The organism is Bacillus sp. 95MFCvi2.1, assembly GCF_000374965.1.
In the GTDB taxonomy this organism is placed as follows: domain Bacteria; phylum Bacillota; class Bacilli; order Bacillales; family Bacillaceae_G; genus Bacillus_A; species Bacillus_A pseudomycoides.
On record NZ_KB895696.1, the window covers coordinates 82,089 to 106,714 of the forward strand.

At 37.3% G+C, this 24,626-nt stretch carries 24 protein-coding genes, 2 pseudogenes and 4 other annotated features; of the genes and pseudogenes, 18 read left to right on the top strand and 8 right to left on the bottom strand.

Annotation, left to right across the window (positions count from 1 at the left end; translation table 11 throughout):
- The first annotated feature begins 133 nt into the window (after positions 1-133).
- The 12 genes from speD to C568_RS0111915 all read left to right on the top strand — a co-directional run bounded on the left by speD (position 134) and on the right by C568_RS0111915 (position 11,757).
- A complete protein-coding gene (gene speD, locus C568_RS0111860; RefSeq protein ID WP_006096185.1) occupies positions 134-517 on the top strand; it encodes an adenosylmethionine decarboxylase in 384 nt (127 codons plus the stop codon).
- Between the two features lie 264 nt (positions 518-781).
- On the top strand, positions 782-1,243 hold the full coding sequence (gene nrdR / locus C568_RS0111865) for a transcriptional regulator NrdR (RefSeq protein WP_016116577.1): 462 nt from the start codon (positions 782-784) through the stop codon (positions 1,241-1,243).
- 111 nt (positions 1,244-1,354) lie between these two features.
- Positions 1,355-2,761: a replication initiation and membrane attachment family protein gene (locus tag C568_RS0111870; protein WP_006096186.1), complete on the top strand. Its 1,407-nt coding sequence runs from the start codon at positions 1,355-1,357 to the stop codon at positions 2,759-2,761.
- A gap of 33 nt (positions 2,762-2,794) precedes the next feature.
- Positions 2,795-3,733 carry a primosomal protein DnaI gene (gene dnaI / locus C568_RS0111875; RefSeq protein WP_003201005.1) on the top strand — a complete coding sequence of 313 codons (939 nt, stop codon included), beginning with the start codon at positions 2,795-2,797 and terminating at the stop codon, positions 3,731-3,733.
- A gap of 232 nt (positions 3,734-3,965) precedes the next feature.
- Positions 3,966-4,847 (top strand): putative sporulation protein YtxC, encoded by an 882-nt coding sequence (gene ytxC / locus C568_RS0111880; protein ID WP_006096188.1) that lies wholly within the window; start codon positions 3,966-3,968, stop codon positions 4,845-4,847.
- 31 nt (positions 4,848-4,878) lie between these two features.
- Positions 4,879-5,107 (top strand) — a binding site (T-box leader).
- Between the two features lie 47 nt (positions 5,108-5,154).
- On the top strand, positions 5,155-7,086 hold the full coding sequence (gene thrS, locus C568_RS0111885; protein WP_018781629.1) for a threonine--tRNA ligase: 1,932 nt from the start codon (positions 5,155-5,157) through the stop codon (positions 7,084-7,086).
- Positions 7,087-7,292: 206 nt separating this feature from the next.
- Positions 7,293-7,414, top strand: a sequence feature (ribosomal protein L20 leader region).
- Between the two features lie 61 nt (positions 7,415-7,475).
- A complete protein-coding gene (gene infC / locus C568_RS0111890; protein ID WP_000973214.1) occupies positions 7,476-7,979 on the top strand; it encodes a translation initiation factor IF-3 in 504 nt (167 codons plus the stop codon).
- A gap of 21 nt (positions 7,980-8,000) precedes the next feature.
- Positions 8,001-8,201 (top strand): 50S ribosomal protein L35, encoded by a 201-nt coding sequence (rpmI, locus tag C568_RS0111895; protein ID WP_001125945.1) that lies wholly within the window; start codon positions 8,001-8,003, stop codon positions 8,199-8,201.
- Between the two features lie 37 nt (positions 8,202-8,238).
- Complete coding sequence (gene rplT / locus C568_RS0111900; protein ID WP_003201011.1) at positions 8,239-8,595, top strand: 50S ribosomal protein L20; 357 nt, start codon at positions 8,239-8,241, stop codon at positions 8,593-8,595.
- A gap of 198 nt (positions 8,596-8,793) precedes the next feature.
- The gene (gene adhP / locus C568_RS0111905; protein WP_003201014.1) at positions 8,794-9,810 is read left to right on the top strand and encodes an alcohol dehydrogenase AdhP; all 1,017 of its coding nucleotides are present in this window, start codon (positions 8,794-8,796) and stop codon (positions 9,808-9,810) included.
- 300 nt (positions 9,811-10,110) lie between these two features.
- Positions 10,111-10,602 (top strand): dUTP diphosphatase, encoded by a 492-nt coding sequence (locus tag C568_RS0111910; RefSeq protein ID WP_003200923.1) that lies wholly within the window; start codon positions 10,111-10,113, stop codon positions 10,600-10,602.
- A gap of 69 nt (positions 10,603-10,671) precedes the next feature.
- A complete protein-coding gene (locus C568_RS0111915; protein WP_016116571.1) occupies positions 10,672-11,757 on the top strand; it encodes a M42 family metallopeptidase in 1,086 nt (361 codons plus the stop codon).
- 41 nt (positions 11,758-11,798) lie between these two features.
- On the opposite strand, the gene C568_RS0111920 is transcribed toward C568_RS0111915, so the two are convergent.
- Entirely contained in the window at positions 11,799-12,269 is a 471-nt protein-coding gene (locus C568_RS0111920; RefSeq protein ID WP_018781630.1) for a DUF2691 family protein, read from the bottom strand.
- 82 nt (positions 12,270-12,351) lie between these two features.
- Entirely contained in the window at positions 12,352-12,969 is a 618-nt protein-coding gene (locus C568_RS0111925; protein ID WP_006096191.1) for a TetR/AcrR family transcriptional regulator, read from the bottom strand.
- 295 nt (positions 12,970-13,264) lie between these two features.
- Here C568_RS0111925 and C568_RS0111930 point away from each other — a divergent pair, with 295 nt between their 5' ends.
- Entirely contained in the window at positions 13,265-13,918 is a 654-nt protein-coding gene (locus C568_RS0111930; protein ID WP_018764448.1) for an HlyD family secretion protein, read from the top strand.
- Positions 13,919-13,932: 14 nt separating this feature from the next.
- Positions 13,933-15,711 (top strand): DHA2 family efflux MFS transporter permease subunit, encoded by a 1,779-nt coding sequence (locus C568_RS0111935; RefSeq protein ID WP_018781631.1) that lies wholly within the window; start codon positions 13,933-13,935, stop codon positions 15,709-15,711.
- Between the two features lie 37 nt (positions 15,712-15,748).
- Here the strand turns inward: C568_RS0111935 and C568_RS0111940 are convergent, their stop codons facing one another.
- The 3 genes and pseudogenes from C568_RS0111940 to C568_RS0111945 form a co-directional block, all read right to left on the bottom strand.
- Positions 15,749-16,114 (bottom strand): hypothetical protein, encoded by a 366-nt coding sequence (locus tag C568_RS0111940; protein ID WP_018781632.1) that lies wholly within the window; start codon positions 16,112-16,114, stop codon positions 15,749-15,751.
- Between the two features lie 51 nt (positions 16,115-16,165).
- Positions 16,166-16,416 (bottom strand): annotated as a pseudogene (locus C568_RS32855) (CPBP family intramembrane glutamic endopeptidase); the annotation flags it as partial.
- Between the two features lie 168 nt (positions 16,417-16,584).
- Positions 16,585-17,298 (bottom strand): CPBP family intramembrane glutamic endopeptidase, encoded by a 714-nt coding sequence (locus C568_RS0111945; protein WP_018781633.1) that lies wholly within the window; start codon positions 17,296-17,298, stop codon positions 16,585-16,587.
- A 287-nt stretch (positions 17,299-17,585) separates the two neighbouring features.
- On the opposite strand from C568_RS0111945, the pseudogene C568_RS36245 reads away from it, so the two are divergent.
- Positions 17,586-17,690, top strand: a pseudogene (locus tag C568_RS36245) (sigma-70 family RNA polymerase sigma factor); the annotation flags it as partial.
- Positions 17,691-17,812: 122 nt separating this feature from the next.
- Here C568_RS36245 and C568_RS0111950 read toward each other — a convergent pair.
- Together C568_RS0111950 and sspI are read right to left on the bottom strand one after the other, a co-directional pair.
- Positions 17,813-18,397 carry an HD domain-containing protein gene (locus C568_RS0111950; RefSeq protein WP_018781634.1) on the bottom strand — a complete coding sequence of 195 codons (585 nt, stop codon included), beginning with the start codon at positions 18,395-18,397 and terminating at the stop codon, positions 17,813-17,815.
- 228 nt (positions 18,398-18,625) lie between these two features.
- Complete coding sequence (gene sspI, locus C568_RS0111955) at positions 18,626-18,835, bottom strand: small acid-soluble spore protein SspI (protein ID WP_017153966.1); 210 nt, start codon at positions 18,833-18,835, stop codon at positions 18,626-18,628.
- 114 nt (positions 18,836-18,949) lie between these two features.
- Here sspI and C568_RS0111960 point away from each other — a divergent pair, with 114 nt between their 5' ends.
- From C568_RS0111960 to pheT, 3 genes are all read left to right on the top strand, one after another.
- Complete coding sequence (locus C568_RS0111960) at positions 18,950-19,714, top strand: TrmH family RNA methyltransferase (RefSeq protein WP_018781635.1); 765 nt, start codon at positions 18,950-18,952, stop codon at positions 19,712-19,714.
- 63 nt (positions 19,715-19,777) lie between these two features.
- Positions 19,778-20,006: a binding site (T-box leader), on the top strand.
- Between the two features lie 43 nt (positions 20,007-20,049).
- Positions 20,050-21,084: a phenylalanine--tRNA ligase subunit alpha gene (pheS, locus tag C568_RS0111965; RefSeq protein ID WP_003200942.1), complete on the top strand. Its 1,035-nt coding sequence runs from the start codon at positions 20,050-20,052 to the stop codon at positions 21,082-21,084.
- A gap of 18 nt (positions 21,085-21,102) precedes the next feature.
- Complete coding sequence (gene pheT, locus C568_RS0111970; protein ID WP_006096200.1) at positions 21,103-23,523, top strand: phenylalanine--tRNA ligase subunit beta; 2,421 nt, start codon at positions 21,103-21,105, stop codon at positions 23,521-23,523.
- Between the two features lie 86 nt (positions 23,524-23,609).
- Here the strand turns inward: pheT and C568_RS0111975 are convergent, their stop codons facing one another.
- Positions 23,610-24,296: a hypothetical protein gene (locus tag C568_RS0111975; protein ID WP_018781636.1), complete on the bottom strand. Its 687-nt coding sequence runs from the start codon at positions 24,294-24,296 to the stop codon at positions 23,610-23,612.
- Between the two features lie 41 nt (positions 24,297-24,337).
- Positions 24,338-24,590 (top strand) — a binding site (T-box leader).
- Positions 24,591-24,626 lie beyond the last annotated feature (36 nt).

The following is a 24,626-nucleotide window of genomic DNA, read 5'->3' on the forward strand; positions in this document are numbered from 1 at the left end:
TACTACTTAAAGGGTTAGGACCTCTCTGGACTAACTTTCCCCCGTGGTAGTAGAGCAAGCCAAATTGCAAATTAGTTTTCAATTCGAACAGTTAGATTAAATTTTTATGAGGGGGAACTGTAGAATGGATACTATGGACACGATGGGTCGTCACGTAATCGCTGAACTGTGGGATTGCGATTTCGACAAGCTTAATGATATGCCGTTTATTGAACAATTATTTGTGGATGCAGCACTAAGAGCTGGTGCTGAAGTACGTGAGGTTGCTTTTCATAAATTTGCGCCACAGGGTGTAAGTGGAGTTGTAATCATTTCGGAGTCACATTTAACAATTCATAGCTTTCCAGAGCACGGCTATGCAAGTATTGATGTTTATACTTGCGGGGATCGTATTGATCCAAATGTTGCTGCAGAGTATATTGCAGAAGGTTTAAATGCGAAAACGCGAGAGAGCATCGAGCTTCCTCGAGGCACAGGTAGCTTCGAAATTAAGCATAGAGAAACAAAAGCTCTTTAAAAAAGAACATAATTGATTTAAAATGTAAAGAGGTGTATAATGCACCTCTTTTTAGTTTATATAAATTTGAAATTGTAAAATGGTAGACTGTTTTTGACGAATGCTTGCTATAAAGTAAATTTTTAAAAAGTAATGTATTATTGAACGTGAATAGTAGGATAAGGTAGTGAGCAAATACAAATAGGTTATATAATATTGTATATATATTTTCACATGTAGATGAAGTAAAAAGAATGAAGATTAAATTGCAAGGGAGTGAATGAGTTGCGTTGTCCAGCCTGTTTTCATAATGGTACAAGAGTATTGGATTCACGTCCGGTAGATGAGGGACGCTCCATTCGAAGAAGAAGAGAGTGTGAAAGTTGTTTAAATCGATTTACCACATTTGAACGAGTAGAAGAACCACCTCTTATTGTTGTAAAAAAAGAGGGAACACGAGAAGAGTTTAATAAAGAAAAGATTTTGCGTGGATTAATTAAAGCGTGTGAAAAAAGACCTGTATCGTTAAAACAATTAGAAGAAGTAACACAAAATGTGGAGCGTGAACTTCGTAATTTAGGAATATCAGAAGTGAAAAGTGATATGATCGGTGAAATCGTAATGGAAGCACTTCGAGATATTGATGATGTTGCTTATGTACGATTTGCCTCCGTATATCGTCAATTTAAAGATTTAAATGTATTTATTGAAGAATTAAAAGATATACTGCAAAAAGAACGAGAATAAAGTGAAACTTTGAGCCCGCAAATAGTGGTGAAAAAGAGCTAGAAGCGAAAGCTATTAGCTCTTTTTCACTAAGGAATTATATACGTAGAATGGAAGAAAGGAATTGCAAGGATGGAAAAACAGTCATGGATGGAGCTATTGCCAATTGATCGTTATAAAGTAAGTGCAAAAGGGTTGCTGCATAGTTACGATCGGAAGGTATTAACGATGTTATATCAACCATTAGTGGGTAGCAAGGCTTTTAGCTTATATATGACGCTGTGGGGAGAGCTAGAGCAGGATCGTGTATTTGGAAAAGAGAATACACACCACTCTCTTATGGTGACAATGCAAATGCAGCTTCCTGAAGTATATGAAGAACGGATGAAATTAGAAGCAATTGGGCTTTTAAACGTATATATAAAAAAAGAAAAAGATATTCGAATGTTTATATACGAATTGCAGCCGCCGTTATCACCAAAACAATTTTTTGATGATATTGTCCTGAGCATCTTTTTGTATAATCGATTAAGCCGTGCGAAATATAATCAAGTTAAACAATATTTTTTAGAAGAAGAGTTTGATTTTGCTTCTTATGAAAATGTTACACATTCCTTTAATGATGTATTTGGGTCTTTTAATCCAGGGCAATTTGAACATGCGCAAGAGGAACTTCGAATTCCAAGTAGCGCAGTTATGCCGGGCAATGAAAAAGGAACTGCCCCACAACTTTGGAACGATTTCTTTGATTTTTCTTTATTTGTAGAAGGGTTATCGACTCTTGTGCCGCGAAAAGCGATTACGGACCAAGTGCGTGAATGTGTTGTTACACTCTCTTACGTGTATGGTGTGGATGTGCTGTCGATGCAAAATATTGTGCTTGGTGCAATGACAGAATTGCAAACGATTGATATGGAAAGGCTTCGGAAAGGAGCGCGTGATTGGTATCAATTTGAAAATGGTCAAGCGCTTCCAGTGTTAAGTGAACGAGTACAGCCTCATGCTGCACGTACGATGAAAGAGAAAGAGCCGTCTACGCAAGAAGAGATGCTCATTAAACAGCTAGAAGAAATTTCTCCAAAACAATTGTTAAAAGAAATTTCAGGCGGGGCAGAAGCAACGAAAGCAGATTTGCAAATTGTAGAAGAAGTAATGATGAATCAAAAACTAACGCCAGGTGTGGTCAATGTACTTATTTATTATGTGATGCTGCGTTCGGATATGAAGCTTGCCAAAACATATGTTGAGAAAATTGCGGGGCACTGGGCACGAAAAAAAGTAGGTACGGTATCAGAAGCGATGGCATTGGCGAAAGAAGAGAATCGTCAATATCAAGAATGGGCTGAAACGAAGAAAAAGGGTCATACTTCGAAGAAAACAGTGCGGAAAGAAATGGTGCCCGATTGGTTGAAAGAACAATCCGAGGAACAACCAGAAGAACAGCCTAAGGAACTTACGAATGTGGCGAAAAAATCGAGCAAGTTAGAAGAAGAACGAAAGAGATTGGAAGAAGAGTTGAAAAAATATAAGCGTGATTAATAGAAGAGAATGAACGCTCTTTGAGGTGAGAGAATGGAGCATATTCAAAATTCATTTGCAAAGTTGATGCAAAATGAGAATTTTAAAAATAGATACGAAGTGTTAAAGGCGGAAGTGATGGCACATCCGCGTGTGAAAGAGTTTATTGAAGAACATAAAGGTGAAGTGACGACTTCCATGATAGAGCGAAGTCTTGTGAAACTGTATGAATACATTGGGCAAAGTGTTGGATGTGCAGATTGTCCGAACTTAGAATCATGTAAAAATATGATTCAAGGATATGAGCCGAAACTGATTATTCAAGGTAAGATGATTGATATTCAATATGATCGCTGCGTAAGAAAAGTGGCTTATGATGAGCGGAAGAAATATGAAAAATTAGTTCAAAGTGTCTATATGCCAAGTGATATTTTACAGGCTTCTATGGAAAATTTAGATCCATCAGATTTAGAACCGCGAATTGAGGCGATTCGTGCAGCAAATGAATTTTTAAGTGCATACGAACCTGGAAAAAAAGTACAAGCGTTATATTTCTACGGTAAATTTGGTGTAGGGAAAACGTATCTCTTAGGAGCGATTGCGAATGAATTAGCCTTAAAAAAAATAAGTTCAATGATCGTATACTTACCAGAATTTTTACGAGAAATTAAAAGTTCACTGCAAAATAATACGATAGGTGAAAAAATTGATGCGGTGAAGCGTGTACAAGTATTAATGTTAGATGATATTGGGGCGGAAGCAATGTCAAGCTTTGTGCGTGATGATGTGCTTGGTGCTATACTGCAGTTCCGAATGCTTGAAAACTTACCGACGTTCTTTACGTCTAATTTTGACTTTAAACAGCTAGAACATCATTTAACCTACACACAGCGTGGAGAAGCAGAAGAAATGAAAGCGGCGCGTATTATGGAGCGTATTAAGTATTTGGCGAAGCCAGTTCCAATTGGTGGGAAAAATCGTCGTCATACGTAAAGAGTGAGCATACTGCTTGCTCTTTTTTTATGTTTCTTCAGTATATGTTTGAAATTTCATACGAGCTTGTATCATTTTTTTTCTAGTCCCTTAATATATATAAAATTAGCAAGGATTGTAGAGTGAAGCGGAAGCAGGTATTGCTACTTAGCGCCTAGCTTTCGTGAACTGGACTCTTATGGGGGCTTGAGAGGAAGTAACTCCGTAGAGCGGGATAAAAGGGGGGACAGGAGTGATTGAAATCTGCTTCGAAGAAAAAAATGATGCTGCGCACGTATATCAACAACTGATAAAGAGAACGGAAAAGCTATATAAAGAAACAAGTGTTTATTTATATGAACAAAAGGTAACGATTCATATACCAATATGCGAATCGAATTATATTGAGAAAGTTTTAACACCAGTACTTCTTTATTTTATTGTTAATATAAAACAAAACGAATGGCTTCGTACTATTTTAAAAGAGAAATTTTTTTATGAAGAACAAGAAGAGTGCCATCAAATTTTACATATGGCACATGCTATCTTAAATGGAAAGCGAAAAGGGATTGCCCGTGATCTAACACGTAATAAGATTGAAGTCCGTATTATGTCTTCTTTAAAAGGATGGCTCTGTGACCCACTTTCTTTTTCTTTTTCATCTTATATTCGTTTTCGCCTCCGCGCATATAGGGAGATGGTACACCGACTTGCGGAAGTGGCGATCGATGAATATAAAATGGAGCAAGAATATCAAGTGTTTGTAGAAATGCTAAGGCAACAAGTGAGCAGCCGAAAATCACGTTTACCATGTCTACATCTTGTATTTGATGAAAGTTTTATTTTTTATGATGAAAAAGGAATACGTTTAAAACAAGAAAAATTGGTTCAATATATAGAAGAGGATTTACTAAATAAGCAGGGCGTATATATTGACACGAAGGTAATTGCACCGCTTCTTTCTATTGCGCCGAGAATGATTTATTTGTACACGAAAGAGCAAGATCACAATATGATTGTTACCCTTCAAAATGTATTTCAAGAACGAGTTCAGTTATGTGCACTGCATGAATTTGAACACAACGTGAAAAATTTAAAAAATAAAGGGAACACCCTTGATTTTCTAAGTTTTTGAGCATATAATTACCTACATAAATGAAATATATTGAAATGTTACGATGAGGACATGAGTGATTTACTACGATTTTCAGAGAGGGAAGCCTTAGGGTGTGAGCTTCCTAGTACGGGTTTATTACTTACCACCTCTAAACTTTAGCAGTGAACACTTTTTCTAGTAATTGCTAACGGCCAACACCGTTATGTTGAACTTGAGCAATTGACAGTTTAGTTAATTGGAACAAGGGTGGAACCACGAATTCAACACTCGTCCCTTTTTACGGGATGAGTGTTTTTTATTTTGAGAAAAAAAGGAGTGACCAGTGATGGCAGATGTAGTTAAAATTATTTTCCCTGATGGAGCTGTGAAGGAGTTTCCAAAAGGAACAACAACTGAAGAAATCGCAGCTTCTATTAGCCCAGGCTTAAAGAAAAAAGCTGTGGCTGGAAAATTAAATGATGAGATGATCGATCTTCGTACACCAATTGAAGAAGATGGTGCAGTTTCAATCATTACATTAGATTCTGAAGATGGCTTATACATTTTACGCCACTCAACAGCCCATCTTTTAGCACAAGCGTTAAAACGTTTATATAAAGATGTAAAACTTGGTATTGGTCCAGTAATCGAAAATGGTTTCTACTACGATATCGATATGGAAGAAGCAATTACAGTTGAGGACTTCCCAAAAATCGAAAAAGAGATGCAAAAAATTGTGAACGAGAATTTAGAAATCGTTCGTCATGAAGTGCCACGTGCGGAAGCACTTCGCCGTTATGAAGAAATTGGCGATGAGCTAAAATTAGAATTAATTAACGATCTTCCAGAAGATGCGGTTATTTCAATTTATGAACAAGGCGAATTCTACGACCTTTGCCGTGGGGTTCACCTTCCATCTACAGGGAAAATTAAAATGTTTAAATTGTTAAGTGTTGCAGGTGCTTACTGGCGTGGCGATAGCAATAATAAAATGCTACAGCGTATTTACGGTACTGCATTCGTGAAGAAAGCAGAATTAGATGAGCATTTACGTATGCTTGAAGAAGCGAAAGAGCGTGACCACCGTAAATTAGGTAAAGAGTTGAAATTATTTACAAATAGCCAAAAAGTAGGACAAGGTTTACCGCTTTGGTTACCAAAAGGTGCAACAATCCGTCGTATTATTGAGCGTTACATTGTTGATAAAGAAGCGAGCTTAGGATATGACCACGTATATACTCCAGTATTAGGAAGCAGAGAGCTTTATGAAACTTCTGGTCACTGGAATCACTACCGAGATGGCATGTTCCCATCAATGGAAATGGATAATGAGGAATTAGTACTTCGTCCAATGAACTGCCCTCACCATATGATGGTGTATAAAAACGATATCCACAGCTATCGTGAATTACCAATTCGTATTGCAGAGCTTGGAACAATGCACCGCTATGAAATGTCGGGTGCACTATCTGGATTACAACGTGTACGTGGAATGACTTTAAATGATGCGCACATTTTCGTTCGTCCAGATCAAATTAAAGAAGAATTAAAACGCGTTGTAAACTTAACTTTAGAAGTATATAAAGACTTCGGTTTAGAAAATTATTCATTCCGCTTATCTTATCGTGATCCAGAAGATACTAAAAAGTATTATGCTGACGATGAAATGTGGGAAAAAGCACAATCTATGTTAAAAGAAGCTATGGATGAAATGGGTCTTGAGTACTATGAAGCTGAAGGTGAAGCTGCATTCTACGGTCCAAAACTTGACGTTCAAGTTCGTACTGCACTTGGAAAAGACGAAACACTTTCAACTGTACAATTAGACTTCTTACTTCCGGAGCGCTTTGAATTAACTTACGTTGGGGAAGATGGTAAACCTCATCGTCCAGTTGTTATTCACCGCGGTGTTGTATCAACTATGGAACGTTTCGTTGCTTTCTTAATCGAAGAGTACAAAGGTGCATTCCCAACATGGTTAGCGCCAGTTCAAGTACAAGTAATCCCAGTTTCTCCGCAAGTACATTTAGACTACGCGAAGAAAGTACAGGAAGACTTGCAACGTGCTGGTATCCGTGTGGAAGTGGATACTCGTGAAGAGAAAATCGGTTATAAAATCCGTGAAGCACAAATGCAAAAAATTCCGTATATGCTTGTAGTAGGTGACAATGAAGTTGCTGAAAACGGCGTAAACGTACGTAAATACGGTGAACAAAAATCAGAAACAATCGCATTAGATGCGTTTGTTGATATGATTAAAGTTGAAGGAAAACGCTAAGGAAAAGGCGCGGCATGCCGCGCCTTTGTTTTATGGGTAAGGGGAACAGAAATTAGAAATAATAACCAAACAAGACTTATCATAAAAAAGTATTGCATGTATTCGTGTTGTTTGTTACAATATTTCTTGTTGTTAGTAAAACGCGTCTTCTTGACAGACTTTATATCCTATGGTAAACTCATCAAGGATAATAGAATATTGTTTTGTAGAACAAGTAGAAGCACCCGCTTCTCACCTGATTGACGCATACGCAGTTAGCAGGTAAATGTCTTTCTTACTTAAGATTGTACAAGTGTGGGTGTCCGTATGCCCACACTTTTTTGTTTGGGTTCTATGACTACAAACGTATTCTAAGAAAACCTTGGAGGTGGCTTACTATTAGCAAGGATATGATGATTAACGAGCAAATTCGTGCACGTGAAGTACGTTTAGTTGGTGCGAATGGTGATCAACTTGGCATCAAGTCTCGTAATGACGCTTTAGACTTAGCTGCAAATCTTAATCTTGATTTAGTATTGGTTGCTCCAAATGCGAAACCGCCAGTATGCCGCATTATGGACTACGGTAAATTCCGCTTTGAGCAACAAAAGAAAGAAAAAGAACAGCGCAAAAATCAAAAAGTAATTAGCATGAAAGAAGTTCGTTTAAGTCCAACAATTGATGAACACGACTTTAACACAAAACTTCGTAATGCTATCAAGTTTTTAGAGAAAGGCGACAAGGTTAAAGCGTCAATTCGCTTTAAAGGACGTGCCATTACTCATAAAGAAATCGGTCAACGTGTTTTAGATCGCTTCTCAGAAGCTTGTGCTGAAGTTAGTACAATCGAATCTAAGCCTAAAATGGAAGGACGTAGTATGTTCTTAGTTTTAGCACCGAAAAACGATAAGTAATAGATAGAGGAGGAAATACCTATGCCTAAACAAAAAACTCATCGCGGCGCTGCAAAGCGTTTCAAAAAGACTGGATCTGGTAAACTTAAGCGTTCACACGCTTACACAAGCCATTTATTCGCTAACAAATCTACGAAAGCTAAACGTAAACTACGTAAAGCTGGTGTAGTAAGCGCTGGTGACTTCAAACGCATTCGTCAAATGCTTGACAACTTAAAATAAGTTCGGCTGATATATAGAACAAATAGGAGGTAATATTATGCCAAGAGTAAAAGGTGGTACAGTTACTCGTCAACGTCGTAAAAAAGTTATAAAATTAGCAAAAGGTTACTACGGTTCTAAAAATACATTATTTAAGGTTGCTAACCAACAGGTTATGAAATCTTTACTATATGCATTCCGTGACCGTCGTCAAAAGAAACGTGACTTCCGTAAATTATGGATCACTCGTATCAATGCAGCTGCTCGTATTAACGGTCTTTCTTACAGCCGTTTAATGCACGGTTTAAAAGTTGCTGGTATCGAAGTTAACCGCAAGATGCTTGCTGACTTAGCTGTTCATGACGAAAAAGCTTTCGCTGAATTAGCAACAGTTGCAAAAAACAACTTAAACTAATTGTTCAAAAACCTTAGAAGAATTTTCTTCTGAGGTTTTTTTTATTGTTTGGAGCTACTTTTATAATTAATATAATTGTTCAATAATTTGTGATATATTTCGCAAATTATTGTCATAATTCAACTGCCTCTCGTTTCTTCTATTATATTAAGATGAACTTGTAAGAACTTTTTGTATCTATAACTAGGAGGCGTTTACATGAAAGCAGCAGTTGTAAATGAGTTCAAAGAGAAGTTAGAAGTGAAAGAAGTTCCAAAACCAAAAGCTGAACTTGGTGAAGTTCTTGTACATATTGAAGCATGCGGCGTTTGCCATACAGATTTACATGCGGCGCACGGTGATTGGCCGGTAAAACCGAAACTCCCATTAATTCCAGGACATGAAGGTGTTGGAGTTATTGAAGAAGTAGGGGAAGGTGTTACTCACGTGAAAGTTGGTGACCGGGTTGGAGTACCATGGCTATATTCAGCGTGTGGTCATTGTGAATATTGTTTATCTGGCCGTGAAACGCTTTGCTTAGATCAACATAATGCAGGTTACTCAGTTGATGGTGGTTATGCAGAGTATTGCGTTGCGGCAGCTGATTATGTTGTGAAAGTACCGGATAACTTAGAGTTCGTTGATGCAGCACCGCTATTTTGTGCCGGTGTTACAACATATAAAGCATTAAAAGTATCAGAAGCAAAACCTGGTGATTGGGTTGCGATTTTTGGTATCGGTGGCCTTGGGCATTTAGCCGTTCAATATGCAAAAGCAATGGGGTTACATGTTGTTGCTGTTGATACCGTAGATGATAAATTAGAGCTTGCCAAAGAACTTGGTGCAGATTTAGCTGTGAATCCACTTAAAGAAGATGCGGCAGCGTGGATATTCGAGAAAGTAAAAGGTGTGCATGCATCTATTTGCACAGCTGTATCAAAGCCGGCATTTGATCAAGCGTATCGTTCTGTTAGACGAGGTGGCGCGTGTGTGGCAGTAGGGTTACCACCAGAAATGATGGAAGTACCAATCTTTGATACCGTCTTAAATGGCGTGAAAATTATTGGCTCTATCGTAGGGACAAGAAAAGACTTACAAGAAACATTGCAATTTGCCGCAGAAGGAAAAGTAAAAGCAATTATAGAAACACGTCATCTTGATGAAATTAATGAGATTTTTAGTGAAATGGAAGAAGGAAAGATTAATGGACGTGTTGTACTTGATATGACAAAATAAGTATAAAAGCTATAACAATATAGAAGAATATGTAGTAAAAAAGTCGGAGGTTTCCTCTGGCTTTTTTACTGTCGTTTAAAGGCATCTTTCCTAGTAGAAACGACACTGCTATAATGGAAAGATGATATGGAAGTTTCATCATATGTAGATGATGTCTGAAACGTATTGATGATTTAGGGACAAGCTATTTTATAAGGGGCTAGGAAGCTAACTAGATAATAAAGGGTAGGATTTTTAAAGCTTACAATAAATATGAGATGAAACAACATTGTTTTTATGCGATGTTGGAGGAGGAATAGAATGGATTTACTACAGCTATTTAAATTACAAAAAGAGTTAGATGATCGTATTGTGAAAGAACATGATTTACAACCGAAGAAATTATTAAAAGAAAAAATGCTAGCACTCCTTGTTGAAATTGGAGAACTTGCAAATGAAACACGTTGTTTTAAATATTGGAGCAAAAAACCAGCAGCTGAACGTGAAGTTATACTTGAAGAATATGTAGATGGCCTGCACTTTATTTTATCGATTGGAATTGACCTGGGAATTGATAAAAACTTCCTATTTTATAAATGTGCTCAAACGAACAAAACACAAGTTGAAATTTTCTTAGACACGTATGCGAAAGTAATTCGTTTTACGGACCAACCGTCTATTACAAATTATATTGAACTATTTACAAGCTACCTTCGTTTAGGACAAGCTCTTGAGTTTGGTCAAGAAGAAATTGAAAAAGCATATTTAGATAAAAACGAAGTCAATCATCAGCGTCAAACACAAGGGTATTGATTTGTTTTTTGAATATTTCAATTTACTTTTGTATAATGAAGTGAATGAAGAAAAAGGAGGGTGTTGGCAATGACAAAATTAGATTCGACATTGACAATGCTAAAAGAATTAACAGATGCACGCGGGATTGCAGGTAATGAGCGCGAACCACGTGAAGTTATGAAAAAATATATCGAACCATTTGCAGATGAACTTTCTACAGATAATTTAGGAAGTTTAGTTGCGAAAAAAGTTGGGGAAGAAAACGGTCCGAAAATTATGGTAGCTGGCCACTTAGATGAAGTTGGCTTTATGATTACGCAAATTGATGACAAAGGTTTCCTTCGTTTTCAAACAGTTGGTGGCTGGTGGTCACAAGTTATGCTTGCGCAGCGCGTAACAATTGTAACACGTAAAGGTGATGTAACAGGTGTAATTGGTTCAAAACCACCACACATTTTACCAGCAGAAGCTCGTAAAAAACCGGTTGAAATTAAGGACATGTTCATTGATATCGGTGCTTCTAGCAAAGAAGAAGCAATGGAATGGGGCGTACGACCAGGGGATCAAGTTGTACCATACTTTGAATTCCAAGTGATGAAAAATGAAAAGATGCTACTTGCAAAAGCATGGGATAATCGCATTGGCTGTGCTATTGCAATTGACGTGTTAAAACAATTAAAAGATGAAAAGCATCCAAACGTTGTATACGGCGTTGGAACTGTTCAAGAAGAAGTAGGTCTTCGCGGTGCGAAAACATCTGCACATTATATTAAACCAGATATCGCATTTGCTGTAGATGTTGGTATTGCCGGCGACACACCAGGAGTAACAGAAAAAGAAGCGCAAAGTAAAATGGGCGATGGACCACAAATCATTTTATATGATGCATCAGTCATTGGACATACTGGGCTTCGCAATTTCGTAGTTGATGTGGCGGATGAATTAGATATCCCTTATCAATATGATTCTGTAGCTGGTGGCGGGACTGACGCAGGTGCAATTCATATTTCTGTCAATGGTATTCCATCTATGGCGATTACGATTGCAACTCGTTATATTCACTCTCATGCAGCAATGTTACATCGTGATGATTATGAGAATGCAGTGAAGTTAATTGTAGAAGTTATCAAACGTCTTGATAAAGAGGCTGTACATAATATCACATTTAATTAATAAGAAAAAGCGAAGGGGGTTCCTTCGCTTTTTTTATGTTTTTACCATGCAGTTATTCTTGTTCTTGTATCATTTTCATCAGTAATAAATTGTATATTTTCAAATCCGAAGACTTCTGCGTTCTTATAAAGTAATTCGAGTTTTTCTTTATCTTTGCAGTAAATGACAGTGTAGTAGCTGTCCACTACGAAAAGAACAAGTTCACACTCACTTTCAACGAATTCTTCATAAGTTTCAATTTCTGAAACTTTGCCTTTCGGATATGCTTGTAAATCAGCGAAAATAATACAATAGACATTGTTTTCTAGTAGCTTTTTAAGATCAGCACCTTCCATTATTTCATTATCTGTTTCAAAAAGGTCTTTATCTATATCTAACTCATTATTAACCACTAAATAAGACTCTACGGGGATAACCCTCCAACTGAAAGTGGAAATGTCTATTGGTTTTAATACATCTCCAAGAAAAGAACCGAATTTATTTGGTATTTGAAAACTTATTCCTCTCTTCATAAAATAATACTCCCTCTGATAATTTTGTAAATATTACTAAATACTATATGAAAGATCTTTAATGCGTTATAAATATATCTTGTTAAAAAGGTCTCTCTAGTCCAGCAGCAGTATGCGCTCCTAAAATAATCAACCTTGTAAGCTGCATCGCCATAAAGTGCGGCGTATAAATCATCCCTCTTTTTAACCACGACATAATCATACCGATATGCGCACCTGTTACATAGCTAATGAGAATATCACGAGGAACCATAAGTTCGTCATCATCTGGCTGTGAAATAGAAAGACTTAATGTTAAATGTGTTTGAATGGTTTTCATCATTTTATAAGAATAGTTTCCAGCTGCTTTGTCTCCGAGCATTACGTTATAAAAGGTTGCATTCTCAGCGATGTGTTCAAATAGGGCTAGAAAAATTGGATTAGGTGAATCGAATGTAAGCTGAAAATCTTCTTTTGTTTGCTTTTTTGGTTTAATCACTTCTGATAAAGATGCTAACATCTCTTCTATACTCTTATCCAATAAATCGTATTTATCATGATAATGGCTATAAAAGGTAGCACGATTGACAGGAGCACGTTCAGCGATATGTTGCACTGTGACATTTTCAAATCCTTTTTCGCCTACTAAAGCGACAAAAGCATCCTGTATTAATTGTCTCGTTCGTTTCACACGCGGATCGTTTGTATTTTTAATAGACATTTTATTTCTCCTTGCTGAATTTTAATCACTTAAACAACAAATAGATAGCAAAGTGTTGGATAACCAACACATATGCTCGCATTGTCGGTTGTAGATTCAAAATAATTATTTATAATTATAAACGATATTCCTTTAGAAAACAGCACCGCGAGCATGCAGGTAAAGATTGTGTTGCATAGCAAAGGGTGTGATTTTTTTGTTTAATGGTTAATATAATTAACCATTAAACAGTATAAACAAAAGGGGTAGAAATAGTTTAGAAAAAAATTATATGCGATATAAGGAGAGGAAAGCAATGAATCAGTTTCGAAGAATGGTGATTATTAATATTATCACATTAATTGTATTAGTTGGCGGCGGTATTGGCGGTTATTACTACTATAATCAAGCTGAAAACTATTTAAAAACAGATAATGCGAAAATCGATGGGAAAGTGATCCCAATCGCATCACCAGTAGCAGGGAAATTAGCAGAATGGAAAGCCGAAGTAGGTAAGAGCTACAATGAAAACGATAAATTAGGTGCTGTTACTGTATCAGGACAAAATGGTGAGCAAACAATCGACGTAACAATTCCTAAAAATGCAACAGTTGTTCAATCCAATGCAACAACAAATGCGTTTGTCGGAGCAGGTAGTCCAATTGCATATGCATACGATATGAACGATTTATGGGTAACAGCAAACATTGAAGAAACAGACATTGATAGTGTACAAAAAGGTCAAGAAGTAGACGTATATGTAGATGCATATCCTGATACAACGTTAACAGGAAAAGTAGAACAAGTTGGATTAACAACAGCAAATACGTTCTCTATGTTACCATCAAGTAATGCAACAGCAAATTATACGAAAGTAACACAAGTTGTACCAGTTAAAGTTTCTTTAGATCATAGCAAATCAGTAAATATTGTTCCTGGAATGAATGTGACAGTTCGTATTCATAAGTAAGGGGGGAAGATAAAATGTCCTCAGGTTTAATTGTAGGATATGCATTATTTTGTATCATCGTCTTCTTCCTTGTAAATCGTCTTTTAAGAAAGAAAAAAACGAACGCGGGAGAAGAACAAGTCCCAGCCGTAAGTAAGATAGAAACAACGCAATCAGAACAACCAGAACCTTCCAATGTAGTAGAATTAGAAACGACAAAAAAAGAAGTAGTAGAACAAGAAATACAGAAAATGACAAAAGAAGTACCGAAAAAGCAATTGCCGGTAGAGAATGTCAATGTAAAAGCAGTTGTAGCGGTATTAATTCTCGGTATGTTCGTTTCCATTTTAAACCAAACAATCATTAATGTTGCATTGCCTCCATTAATGAATGAGTTCAATGTATCAACTTCAACAGCGCAATGGTTAATTACAGGATTTATGCTCGTGAACGGGATTTTAGTACCAATTAGCGCCTTCTTAGTTTCTCGGTTTACGTATCGAAAATTGTTTGTAGCAGCTATGTTATTCTTTACAGTCGGCTCTATGATTTGTGCGTTATCTGGAAACTTCACAATGATGATGACAGGGCGTGTAATTCAAGCGATAGGCGCTGGTATTTTAATGCCAGTTGGTATGAATATTTTCATGACTTTGTTCCCACCGCATAAGCGCGGAGCTGCAATGGGATTACTTGGGGTAGCGATGATTTTAGCGCCGGCTATCGGACCAACTGTAACAGGATGGGTGATTGAAAATTATAGCTGGAACTTAATGTTCTATGCGATGTTTGCCATTGGTTTAATCATCATATTATTATCTTTAAAATTCTTTACACTAGCTCAGCCAGTTTCTAAAACAAAGTTAGATATGTTTGGTGTTATTAGTTCAAGTATTGGACTTGGTAGCTTACTGTATGGATTTAGTGAAGCTGGAAACAACAGCTGGAGCAGTGCCGAAGTTGTTATTTCACTTGTTATTGGTGTAATTGGTTTAGCGGTGTTCATTTGGAGAGAGATGACGACGGATAACAAAATGCTGGATTTACAAGTGTTTAAATATCCAACGTTTACTTTTACATTATTAATTAACGCGATTGTAACAATGGCATTATTCGGAGGTATGTTATTACTTCCTGTATACCTGCAAAACATTCGTGGCTTTACGCCAATTGAATCAGGTCTCCTGCTTCTTCCAGGATCATTAATTATGGGGATTATGGGACCGATCGCAGGGAAACTATTTGATAAGTATGGCATTCGTCCATTAGCAGTAGTTGGATTAGCGATTACGACATATGCAACGTATGAGTTTACGCAGCTAACGATGGATACACCATATAGCGTCATTATGACGGATTATATTATACGTTCATTTGGTATGTCATTCATTATGATGCCAATTATGACAGCAGGTATGAACGCACTGCCGATGAAATTAATTTCTCACGGTACAGCAACACAAAATACATCTAGACAAGTAGCAGGTTCAATTGGTACAGCAATCTTAATTACAATTATGACGCAGCAAACAACAGCTCACGTAGCGGATTACGGAAATATGCTAACAAAAACAAACCCAATTTTAGTGGATAAAGTACACGGAATGGGACAAAGTTTAGCAGCGGTTGCCGGATCAGCACAAGCTGGGGATGCGATGAGCTCACAACTATTATTCGGACAAATTTCGAAGCTGTCTGCGATTAATGGTATTAATGATGCTTTCTTAATTGCAACAATATTAGCGGGTATTGCCTGGGTATTATCATTATTCTTGCCATCAGGTAATAAGCCGAACCGAAAAGCAGGGAATTAATTTCTCTGCTTTTTCTGTGTTCTTATATTTTAAAAAACTACATCGGCAGAGACATCAATTGATAGAAGATAGCTCCCAGTACTCCTGCCGAACAAATGATAATCCCCATATTGCGAATGCTCTTAATTTGATTACGTATCCCGCTTATACCTGCCAATAAGCCAGCTAAAGCGAAAAGAATCCAGTACAGGACAGTTGGAATTGGTAAGATCTTATCGCTATCAATCCCCATTCCCCAGAAAATAAAAGGCATAGCGACGAATGAGAAACAAATAATCCCCATTGTAATAACAAGTAGCTTTCGATACCTGACTCCTGCTATAACTAAATAAATTCCACCAACTATTCCACATGATACAAGTACGGGCATAAAGAAAACCCACAGAAAGCTTAACATTTGCATATTATAAATTCCTCCTAATTTGTAAGTTATATTTTACAATAAAAGGTTTATTTAATAAAAGAAAGAAGAAGTATTGATAATGATATGAAGTAACATAGCTGGAATGATAGATCTTGTTTATATAACAATGCGGCAAATAGTCCAGTAATAAATGCACTCACCATCACACCAACTGAATATGTATGAGCGATGCCAAATAATAGACTGGATAAAAGCGCAGCTGGCCAAAATGTAAACTCCTCTTCAAAGAAACGTAAAAGCAATCCCCTGCATACAAGTTCCTCATAAATAGGTCCAATGATCTAACTGTGTACGTATTTGCAAAGTTATACTCCTTTTTCATTTAATAGATTAAAGTTTCAATTTATCACGTTATTTGTGGGCAGTAAGACTCCCCGCCTCAAGATTCAGAGAGAAACAAGGGAGATAGGTGGGGGATGAGGAAAACCCCCACTGATTAAAGTTTCACTTTATAAAAACGCAAGCGTATTATTCATAATATGAAATAGCATGGCTGGAAGGATGGAATTTGTTCGTTTGCATAAAATCGCCATCAATAGCCCCATAAGGAAAGTAATAAGCATTACACCAAGTGAGTATGTATGAGCGACTCCGAAAATTAAGCTCGTCCCAATTGCAGCAATCCAAAATGGAAAACGTTCTGAGAAGAAACGAAGGATGATACCTCGGAAAATAATTTCTTCAAAAATAGGAATGAAAATTGCAGATCCAATAATTAATAAAATTCGATATTGCTTTAGAACATCCAAGTTTAAAGCGGATGCTTGTTGCGTTGTTGCATCGGGAAATAGATGTGTTGAGATTAGTGAATTCAAGACGATATTTAAGGCGAAGAAAAGAGTTAGGTATACGTAAGTACTTACCTTTTTGAGTGCCCTGAAATTGAAAGCAGATGATAATAGCTTTTTCACCGGTTCATACTTATAGATGAATAACAATAAAACGAGCAGTTGTAATAAAGTGCTCGCAGTATTTCCAAGCGACTCATATAGAGCAATTGTCTTTTTATTTGTAATGCCTTCACTATAAATCGTAAGCGGGAGTAATATAAATAAGCCGCTTAGTAGTCCTGTTCCAAAAAAGGCAAATAAGGAAGAACCAAAAAATTGTAACCAGGACATAGATTGTTTTGGACCGTATGTAAGTTGTGTAGTCGATTGCATATATCGAATCTCCTCTTTATATTTATATATAAAAATTATACACATTTAGTTTCAGTATGTCATTGTCTAATATTACATAATAATCAGATATCTAAAGTTGGGAATGAATGATTAAGAAACAAAATGGAAAAGTACGATATTTCGTTATTGATTGATAGGGTGGACTCATCAAAGGTATTTATTCAAAAGCATTTAATTTCTTTAGACGACGCACATGAAGAATGTATGGATGATATACAGTTAGTTATTCGGGGGAACATTGAAAAATAGAATATAGTCTGATATAAATTGTTTTTACACCCACAGTCACATCAGGTGAAGAGGGAGAGAAGAAAATAGATTACCGAAAAGTGTTAAATAAGGAAGTGTTTGAAGTTGTTGTAAAATCATAAAAGAGGTATCGCTATGTAGCGGTGCCTCTTTTTATAATTCAATTTATGATTATCCTAATTCCATTCACTTATATGTGTGATGGATGTTGTATGGATTGCCAATCCGGTATATTAAAAATATATTACTGTTTAACAAATTCGCTCTGTTCTTTTCTTTTATTTACAGAAATACGAGCAAGGGACGCTGGTTGTTGTTTTTGTAATTCACGCTCTACCATTCGATCTAATCGCTGAATTGCTTTCAATGCTTTTCCATAAGAGATTGTTCGATAGTGATGTGCTCCACCTGGTTCTTCATCGGCTTCGTCCGCCCACTTAATAATATTTTGTAACGGTGTTCTTTCAAGCGTTTGTGCTAGTAAAAAGGAATCTGTGTGCAAGAGAATCGCAACAGAAATTTCCTTTGCTTGTTTTGGATGTTCTCCTAATCGAATTAGTAATTTATGAGCTCGTTCCGCTCCTTTAATCGCATGTATATCATTCTTTTTATACAATTCATAGTCCCATTCTCCGCCTGTGTACCATGTATGATGTCCTATATCATGAAGAAAACCAGCCTTTGTTGCAACATCGACTGAGGCGTGATGCTTTTTTGCTAAGTGAAACGCATGGTAAGCGACGGCGATCGCGTGGACCATTCCGGAACGGTTTATATATTTTTGTGCGATGTGATGTTGGAAAATTTGTTCAAGCGTGATACGGCGCATAAAACATTCACTCCTTTTATTCGTTGATGTGTATGATGGAAACAAAAAGATAGACATAAATATATTTTGGATATTTTACTCCATCATGCCTGTGTTAGTAAAGTAGAAATGTTTAGGAGAAGAGGAATTTGAGAAAGGAACAGTTTCTAAGAATAGAAGAATTGAGAGGGGGGATTCATCATGAAAATAAAAATCACCCTAGCTCAAGCTAAGGTGACTTCCTATTCCTTATTTTTTTAACCCTTGCTCAAGTGTCTCTAACATCTCATGCTTTCCATTTTCGTCGGCATTTTGCCAAATTACTTCAAATAAAACACCAAGACCTGGAAGCATTTTTTCTTCACCACTTTGAATTGCTTCTACAATTGTTTCTTGTAATTCGCCTTGTGTATTTCCTGCAACGTTTGCTAAGACAGCGCCGCGTAAATTAAAGTTCATCACTTTCACCTCTTCTTCTGAATTGAAACTGACGTTAGTTTTTGTTCTTTTTTATGTAAATATGTATAAAAAATAGGCTATAATGAGAAGACAAGAAGAGAGGGAATGCATAGAATGAAAAACATTGATTCAGTACAAAATCCGCGCGTAAAGCAGTGGAAAAAGCTGCAGACGAAAAAAGAGCGCGATAAAAAAGGTTTATTCTTTGTAGAAGGATTTCATTTAGTAGAGGAAGCTTTAAAAGCAGGAGTTATAACAGAACTTATTGTCTCAGATCAGACAGATCTTCCGAAAGATTGGACGGTTACTGATGTTGAAATGTATATTGTGCCGGAAGCAATTGTAAAGGTACTTCGTGAAACAGAAACGACGCAAGGTGTATTTGCTGTTTGTGAGAAGCATGAGAAAGAAATCGCTCTTACAGATGGGAAATTTCTATTATTAGATGGCCTACAAGACCCAGGTAATTTAGGAACAATTATTCGTACAGCAGATGCAGCTGGTATTCATGCCGTTGTGCTTGGAGAAGGATGCGTGGATGCTTATAATAGTAAAGTGCTCCGCTCTACACAAGGTTCGATCTTCCATTTACCGATTGCGAAAGGAAACTTAGAAGAATGGGTAGATAAGTTAAAAGAAAAGAACGTTCCTGTATACGGAACATCTCTTGAAAACGGAATTCCATATGGTGAAGTAACGCCGACAGGAAGTTTTGCATTAATTGTAGGAAACGAAGGAAATGGTGTACGCCTAGAAATTCTTACAAAATGTAATCAAAACTTGTATATTCCGATTTATGGCGGGGCAGAATCATTAAATGTTGCGGTTGCTGCTGGAATTTTAACGTATTATTTACAAAGCCCAGTTGCGAATCGATAAAAAACTTCTTATAATAAATTGAAGTACATGTTCATGATGAACATATAATAAAAGTGAAATAATGAAAAGACGTTGATAGAGAAGAGTAGCTTGCAAAATCGCCATATAGGGAGAGAGTGCCGTAGACTGAAAGCATTCTTATGGTAGACGGAAGTGAATTCACCTCTGGAGTTGACGCCAGGACCATTGATATGTAAAGGCGTTCCGGTCTAACAAGCCGTTATAACTAATTGAGTGGGCAGACTTGTTCTGTCAATTTAGGGTGGTACCGCGAATTTACCTCGTCCCTTTTTGGGAGCGAGGTTTTTTTATTTTTAAAATTAGGAGGGTTCCAAATGGAAGCACGTTTAAAAGAGCTAAAGCAAAAAGCGTTAGAGCTGATTGAAGAAGCGAAAGAGCTAAAGGGCTTAAACGATGTACGCGTAGCGTATTTAGGAAAAAAAGGTCCGATTACAGAAGTATTACGCGGCATGGGGAAATTATCTCCAGAAGAGCGTCCACGTATGGGAGCATTAGTAAATGAAGTACGTGAAGCAATTCAAACGCGTTTAGAAGACAAAATTAACAATATCGAAAAAGCAGTAATTGAAGCGAAATTAGCATCTGAAACAATTGATGTTACATTACCAGGCCGTCCTGTAGAAACAGGTTGTCATCATCCGTTAACAGCGGTTGTTGAACAAATTGAAGATGTATTTATCGGTATGGGGTATGAAGTAGCTGAAGGAACAGAAGTAGAGAAAGACTACTACAATTTCGAAGCATTAAACTTACCGAAAGATCACCCAGCGCGTGATATGCAAGATACATTTTACATTACAGAAGAAACATTGCTACGCACACATACATCTTCTGTGCAAGCAAGAACAATGGAAAATAATAAAGAAAAAGGTCCAATTAAAATTATTTGTCCTGGTAAAGTGTATCGCCGTGATGATGACGATGCGACGCATTCACATCAGTTCATGCAAATTGAAGGTCTTGTAATTGACAAGAATATTCGTATGAGTGATTTAAAAGGTACATTGCAAGTATTCGTGAAAAAGATGTTCGGTGAAGACCGTGAAATTCGTCTTCGTCCAAGTTTCTTCCCATTCACAGAACCATCTGTTGAGATGGATATTTCTTGTATGATGTGTCACGGGAAAGGTTGCGGCACTTGTAAAGGAACAGGATGGATTGAAATTTTAGGTGCAGGTATGGTTCATCCAAACGTACTTGAAATGGCTGGCTATGATTCAAAAGAATATCAAGGTTTCGCATTCGGTATGGGTGCAGAGCGTATCGCAATGTTAAAATACGGCGTTGATGATATTCGCCATTTCTATACAAATGATGTACGTTTCTTACAACAATTCAAACGAGCGTAAGGGAAGGAGAGGGTAAATATGTTCGTATCATATCGTTGGTTACAAGAATATGTAGATATTAAAGATGTAACGGCACAAGAACTAGCAGATAAAATCACGAAAAGTGGTATCGAAGTAGAAGGCGTTGAAGTATTAAATAAAGGTGTAAAAGGTGTTGTGGTTGGTCACGTATTAGAATGTGAAAAACACCCAGAAGCTGATAAATTAAGCAAATGTCTAATCGACATCGGTGAAGAAGAACCAGTACAAATCATTTGCGGTGCTCCTAACATTGCAAAAGGTTTAAAAGTACCAGTTGCGAAAGTTGGCGCGGTTCTTCCTGGTAACTTCAAAATTAAAAAAGCAAAACTACGCGGCGAAGCTTCTCACGGTATGGTTTGTGCCCTACAAGAGCTTGGTATTGATGGTAAATTAGTTGCGAAAGATTATGCAGATGGTATCTTCATCTTCCCAAGTGACGCTGAAGTTGGTGCAGATGCACTTGAAATCTTAAACTTACATGATGAAGTACTCGAGCTTGGTTTAACACCAAATCGTGCTGATTGCTTAAATATGTTAGGTGTTGCATATGAAGTAGCTGCTATTTATGGCCGCGAAGTGAAACTACCAGCCGCTGACTTACAAGAGGTAGAAGAAAAAACTTCTGACTATATTTCTGTGAGTGTAGAAGCAACAGAGCAAAATCCATTATATATCGCAAAAATGGTGAAAAACGTAAAGGTAGGTCCATCACCAATGTGGATGCAAACGCGCCTTATGGCAGCGGGTATTCGTCCAATTAGCAACGTAGTTGATATTACAAACTACATTTTAATTGAATATGGTCAACCATTACATGCATTTGACTATGATAAATTAGGTTCAAAAGAAATCATTGTTCGTCTTGCAAAAGAAGGCGAAAAGATTCAAACATTAGACGATCAAGAGCGTACACTACAAGAGCATCACCTTGTTATTACAAACGGTACAAAAGCATTGGCTGTTGCTGGTGTAATGGGTGGGGCTGAATCTGAAGTTGACAACGATACAGTAAACGTTCTGATCGAGTCTGCATACTTTGCAGGGCAAACAGTGCGCCGCACATCAAAAGATTTAGGTCTTCGCAGTGAATCAAGTGCACGTTTTGAAAAAGGAATTGATCCAACACGTACATTTGAAGCAATTCAACATGCAGCAGCTTTAATGGCGAAATATGCTGGTGGTGAAGCACTTGAAGGTGTAGTAGAAGTTGATAACTTACAAGTACAAGAGCGTACAGTATCTGTTACAGCTGAAAAAGTAAACCGTGTATTAGGTACAGACATCTCTGCAAGTGAAATGGGTACAATCTTTACAAACTTGAAATTCCCATTTACAGAAGTAGAAGGAACATTCCATGTAAACGTACCAGTACGTCGTCCTGATATTACAATTGCAGAAGACTTAGTAGAAGAAGTAGGTCGTCTGTACGGCTACGATCATATTCCAGTTACACTACCAACTGGTACAATGACACGTGGTAAATTAACAGTAGCGCAAGCAAAACGTCGTAAAGTACGTCGTTACTTAGAAGGTGCTGGCTTATATGAAGCGATTACGTATTCATTAACAAGCGTTGATAAAGCAAAACAATATATGGTTGAGCCGAACGAAAAAGCTCCTGTTAATCTTGCGCTTCCAATGAGTGAAGAGCGCAGCCAACTTCGTTTAAGCTTAGTACCACAATTGTTAGAAGCAGTTTCATATAACAACGCTCGTAAAAACGACAGTGTTGCATTATATGAAGTAGGTTCTATCTTCCTACCAACAGCAGAAGGCGAGCTTCCGAAAGAAGAACAACATCTTGCTGGTGTTATGACAGGTCTTGCACTTCATCATGCATGGCAAGGTGAGAAGAAAGTTGTTGATTTCTTCGTTGCAAAAGGTGTATTAGAAGGATTGTTCGACGTACTTGGCGTTTCAAACAATATCACATACCTACCAACAAAACGTGAAGGTATGCACCCAGGCCGTACAGCTGATATCCTACTAGACGAAGAAGTGATAGGTTTCATCGGTCAGTTACACCCAGAAGCACAAAAACAATTAGATGTGAAAGATACGTTCGTATTCGAATTGTCTCTAGTAAAAGTATTTGCTGCTGATACAGAAGAAACTTACTACTCAGCAATTCCACGTTTCCCATCTATGACACGTGATATGGCAGTTGTAGTAAATACGGAAGTAAAAGCTGGCGAAATGAAGCAAGTAATTGCAGAAGCAGGTGGAGAACTTCTAAAAGAAGTAACACTATTCGACTTATACGAAGGTGAAAAAATGGAAGAAGGCAAGAAATCACTTGCATTCTCTATGAACTACTTCGACCCAGAGCGTACATTAACAGATGAAGAAGTGACAGAAGCACATAGCCGTGTATTAGCGGTGGTAGAAGAGAAATTTGGTGCGGAGTTACGTAAATAATAAAAAAGCAGCCATTTGGCTGCTTTTTTATTATTTTTTTCACTTGCGCAACTTGTTCAAATTCCGCTGATGGAATCTTCATTTCATCACACGCAAGATGAAGGGGTGGTTACTTCTCCGAAGAAAGGAACCCCATTTACTGTACCTGAAGCTATAAGGGTTATATCTCCAGGTCCAAAAGCAGTGACGGTAGTGTGGAAGAATCCATCTGCTTCTGTAAAAACTGTAGTTGGAGAGACAGTTGCTGCACCTTGTATTGTGAAAGAAACTGGTATTCCTGCAAATCCAATGCCATTCACTAACAAACGACCTGGTGCAACAACGGGAACGTTACAATCTGCACTTGTAAATCCTAGTCCAATAGCTACTTCAGTACCAGTTACTCCTAGTCTTCTAATGCAGACTTTGACGATCTCTTTTTCTTGGAATTTAAAAGCAACTCGCAAGTCGTTTATAAATCCAAAATTTTGTTCTTGGGCAGAAACTTGTCCAAGAATTGCTACACCCGTGACTTCGAAAAGGTCTCCTTCATTGGCATCTTCGCGGTCAATAACACATTGAAAAGGGATATCGTCGAAAACTTGAAAACCCGGTACTAGAGTGCCATTTTCTAAAACAGCAGTGTAAGTTAAAGTTTTATGAACTACCCCACAGATTACAACTTTTTCTGGGATTACGCTTTCAATATCCGCTTCAACCGTTTGTGTGAAGGTAACGGTATTTGCAAGTGCTGGGGGGACAAGCTGTGTGGTGCGCTCAACAACAACTTGCATCTTTCCCTCGAATGTAGTACATTAATTTTAGTTTAACAAAATGAAAGACGATGATAAGGAAAAGTAGTATATACTATAATCCATAGCGAGTCAGGGACGGTGAGAGCCTGATGAGGCGGTATATATGAAGAACACCTTGGAGTTGCTAACCGAAATTGAATCTTATATTCAAGAGTAGACTTAGACGGGAAGCCGGCCTGTTACAAACCGGGAAGTATGTACATACATACGAGTTAAAGTTGGTCTTTATGACAAATTGGGTGGTACCGCGAAGTTTAACCTTTCGTCCCTTTATGGATGAAAGGTTTTTTTGTATTCAAATATATCAGC

What these genes read in the sequence shown, in the direction of transcription:
- C568_RS0111925 (WP_006096191.1), bottom strand. Translation starts at nt 12,969, where the DNA reads ATGTCTATTAAAAATACAAACGATCCGCGTGTGAAACGAACGAGACAA.
- thrS (WP_018781629.1), top strand. Translation starts at nt 5,155, where the DNA reads ATGGCAGATGTAGTTAAAATTATTTTCCCTGATGGAGCTGTGAAGGAG.
- C568_RS0111975 (WP_018781636.1), bottom strand. Translation starts at nt 24,296, where the DNA reads ATGCAAGTTGTTGTTGAGCGCACCACACAGCTTGTCCCCCCAGCACTT.
- adhP (WP_003201014.1), top strand. Translation starts at nt 8,794, where the DNA reads ATGAAAGCAGCAGTTGTAAATGAGTTCAAAGAGAAGTTAGAAGTGAAA.
- C568_RS0111910 (WP_003200923.1), top strand. Translation starts at nt 10,111, where the DNA reads ATGGATTTACTACAGCTATTTAAATTACAAAAAGAGTTAGATGATCGT.
- C568_RS0111960 (WP_018781635.1), top strand. Translation starts at nt 18,950, where the DNA reads ATGAAAAACATTGATTCAGTACAAAATCCGCGCGTAAAGCAGTGGAAA.
- rplT (WP_003201011.1), top strand. Translation starts at nt 8,239, where the DNA reads ATGCCAAGAGTAAAAGGTGGTACAGTTACTCGTCAACGTCGTAAAAAA.
- pheT (WP_006096200.1), top strand. Translation starts at nt 21,103, where the DNA reads ATGTTCGTATCATATCGTTGGTTACAAGAATATGTAGATATTAAAGAT.
- C568_RS0111940 (WP_018781632.1), bottom strand. Translation starts at nt 16,114, where the DNA reads ATGCAAATGTTAAGCTTTCTGTGGGTTTTCTTTATGCCCGTACTTGTA.
- C568_RS0111930 (WP_018764448.1), top strand. Translation starts at nt 13,265, where the DNA reads ATGAATCAGTTTCGAAGAATGGTGATTATTAATATTATCACATTAATT.
- infC (WP_000973214.1), top strand. Translation starts at nt 7,476, where the DNA reads ATGATGATTAACGAGCAAATTCGTGCACGTGAAGTACGTTTAGTTGGT.
- C568_RS0111935 (WP_018781631.1), top strand. Translation starts at nt 13,933, where the DNA reads ATGTCCTCAGGTTTAATTGTAGGATATGCATTATTTTGTATCATCGTC.
- C568_RS0111915 (WP_016116571.1), top strand. Translation starts at nt 10,672, where the DNA reads ATGACAAAATTAGATTCGACATTGACAATGCTAAAAGAATTAACAGAT.
- sspI (WP_017153966.1), bottom strand. Translation starts at nt 18,835, where the DNA reads ATGAACTTTAATTTACGCGGCGCTGTCTTAGCAAACGTTGCAGGAAAT.
- C568_RS0111945 (WP_018781633.1), bottom strand. Translation starts at nt 17,298, where the DNA reads ATGCAATCGACTACACAACTTACATACGGTCCAAAACAATCTATGTCC.
- pheS (WP_003200942.1), top strand. Translation starts at nt 20,050, where the DNA reads ATGGAAGCACGTTTAAAAGAGCTAAAGCAAAAAGCGTTAGAGCTGATT.
- dnaI (WP_003201005.1), top strand. Translation starts at nt 2,795, where the DNA reads ATGGAGCATATTCAAAATTCATTTGCAAAGTTGATGCAAAATGAGAAT.
- C568_RS0111950 (WP_018781634.1), bottom strand. Translation starts at nt 18,397, where the DNA reads ATGCGCCGTATCACGCTTGAACAAATTTTCCAACATCACATCGCACAA.
- C568_RS0111870 (WP_006096186.1), top strand. Translation starts at nt 1,355, where the DNA reads ATGGAAAAACAGTCATGGATGGAGCTATTGCCAATTGATCGTTATAAA.
- C568_RS0111920 (WP_018781630.1), bottom strand. Translation starts at nt 12,269, where the DNA reads ATGAAGAGAGGAATAAGTTTTCAAATACCAAATAAATTCGGTTCTTTT.
- speD (WP_006096185.1), top strand. Translation starts at nt 134, where the DNA reads ATGGACACGATGGGTCGTCACGTAATCGCTGAACTGTGGGATTGCGAT.
- rpmI (WP_001125945.1), top strand. Translation starts at nt 8,001, where the DNA reads ATGCCTAAACAAAAAACTCATCGCGGCGCTGCAAAGCGTTTCAAAAAG.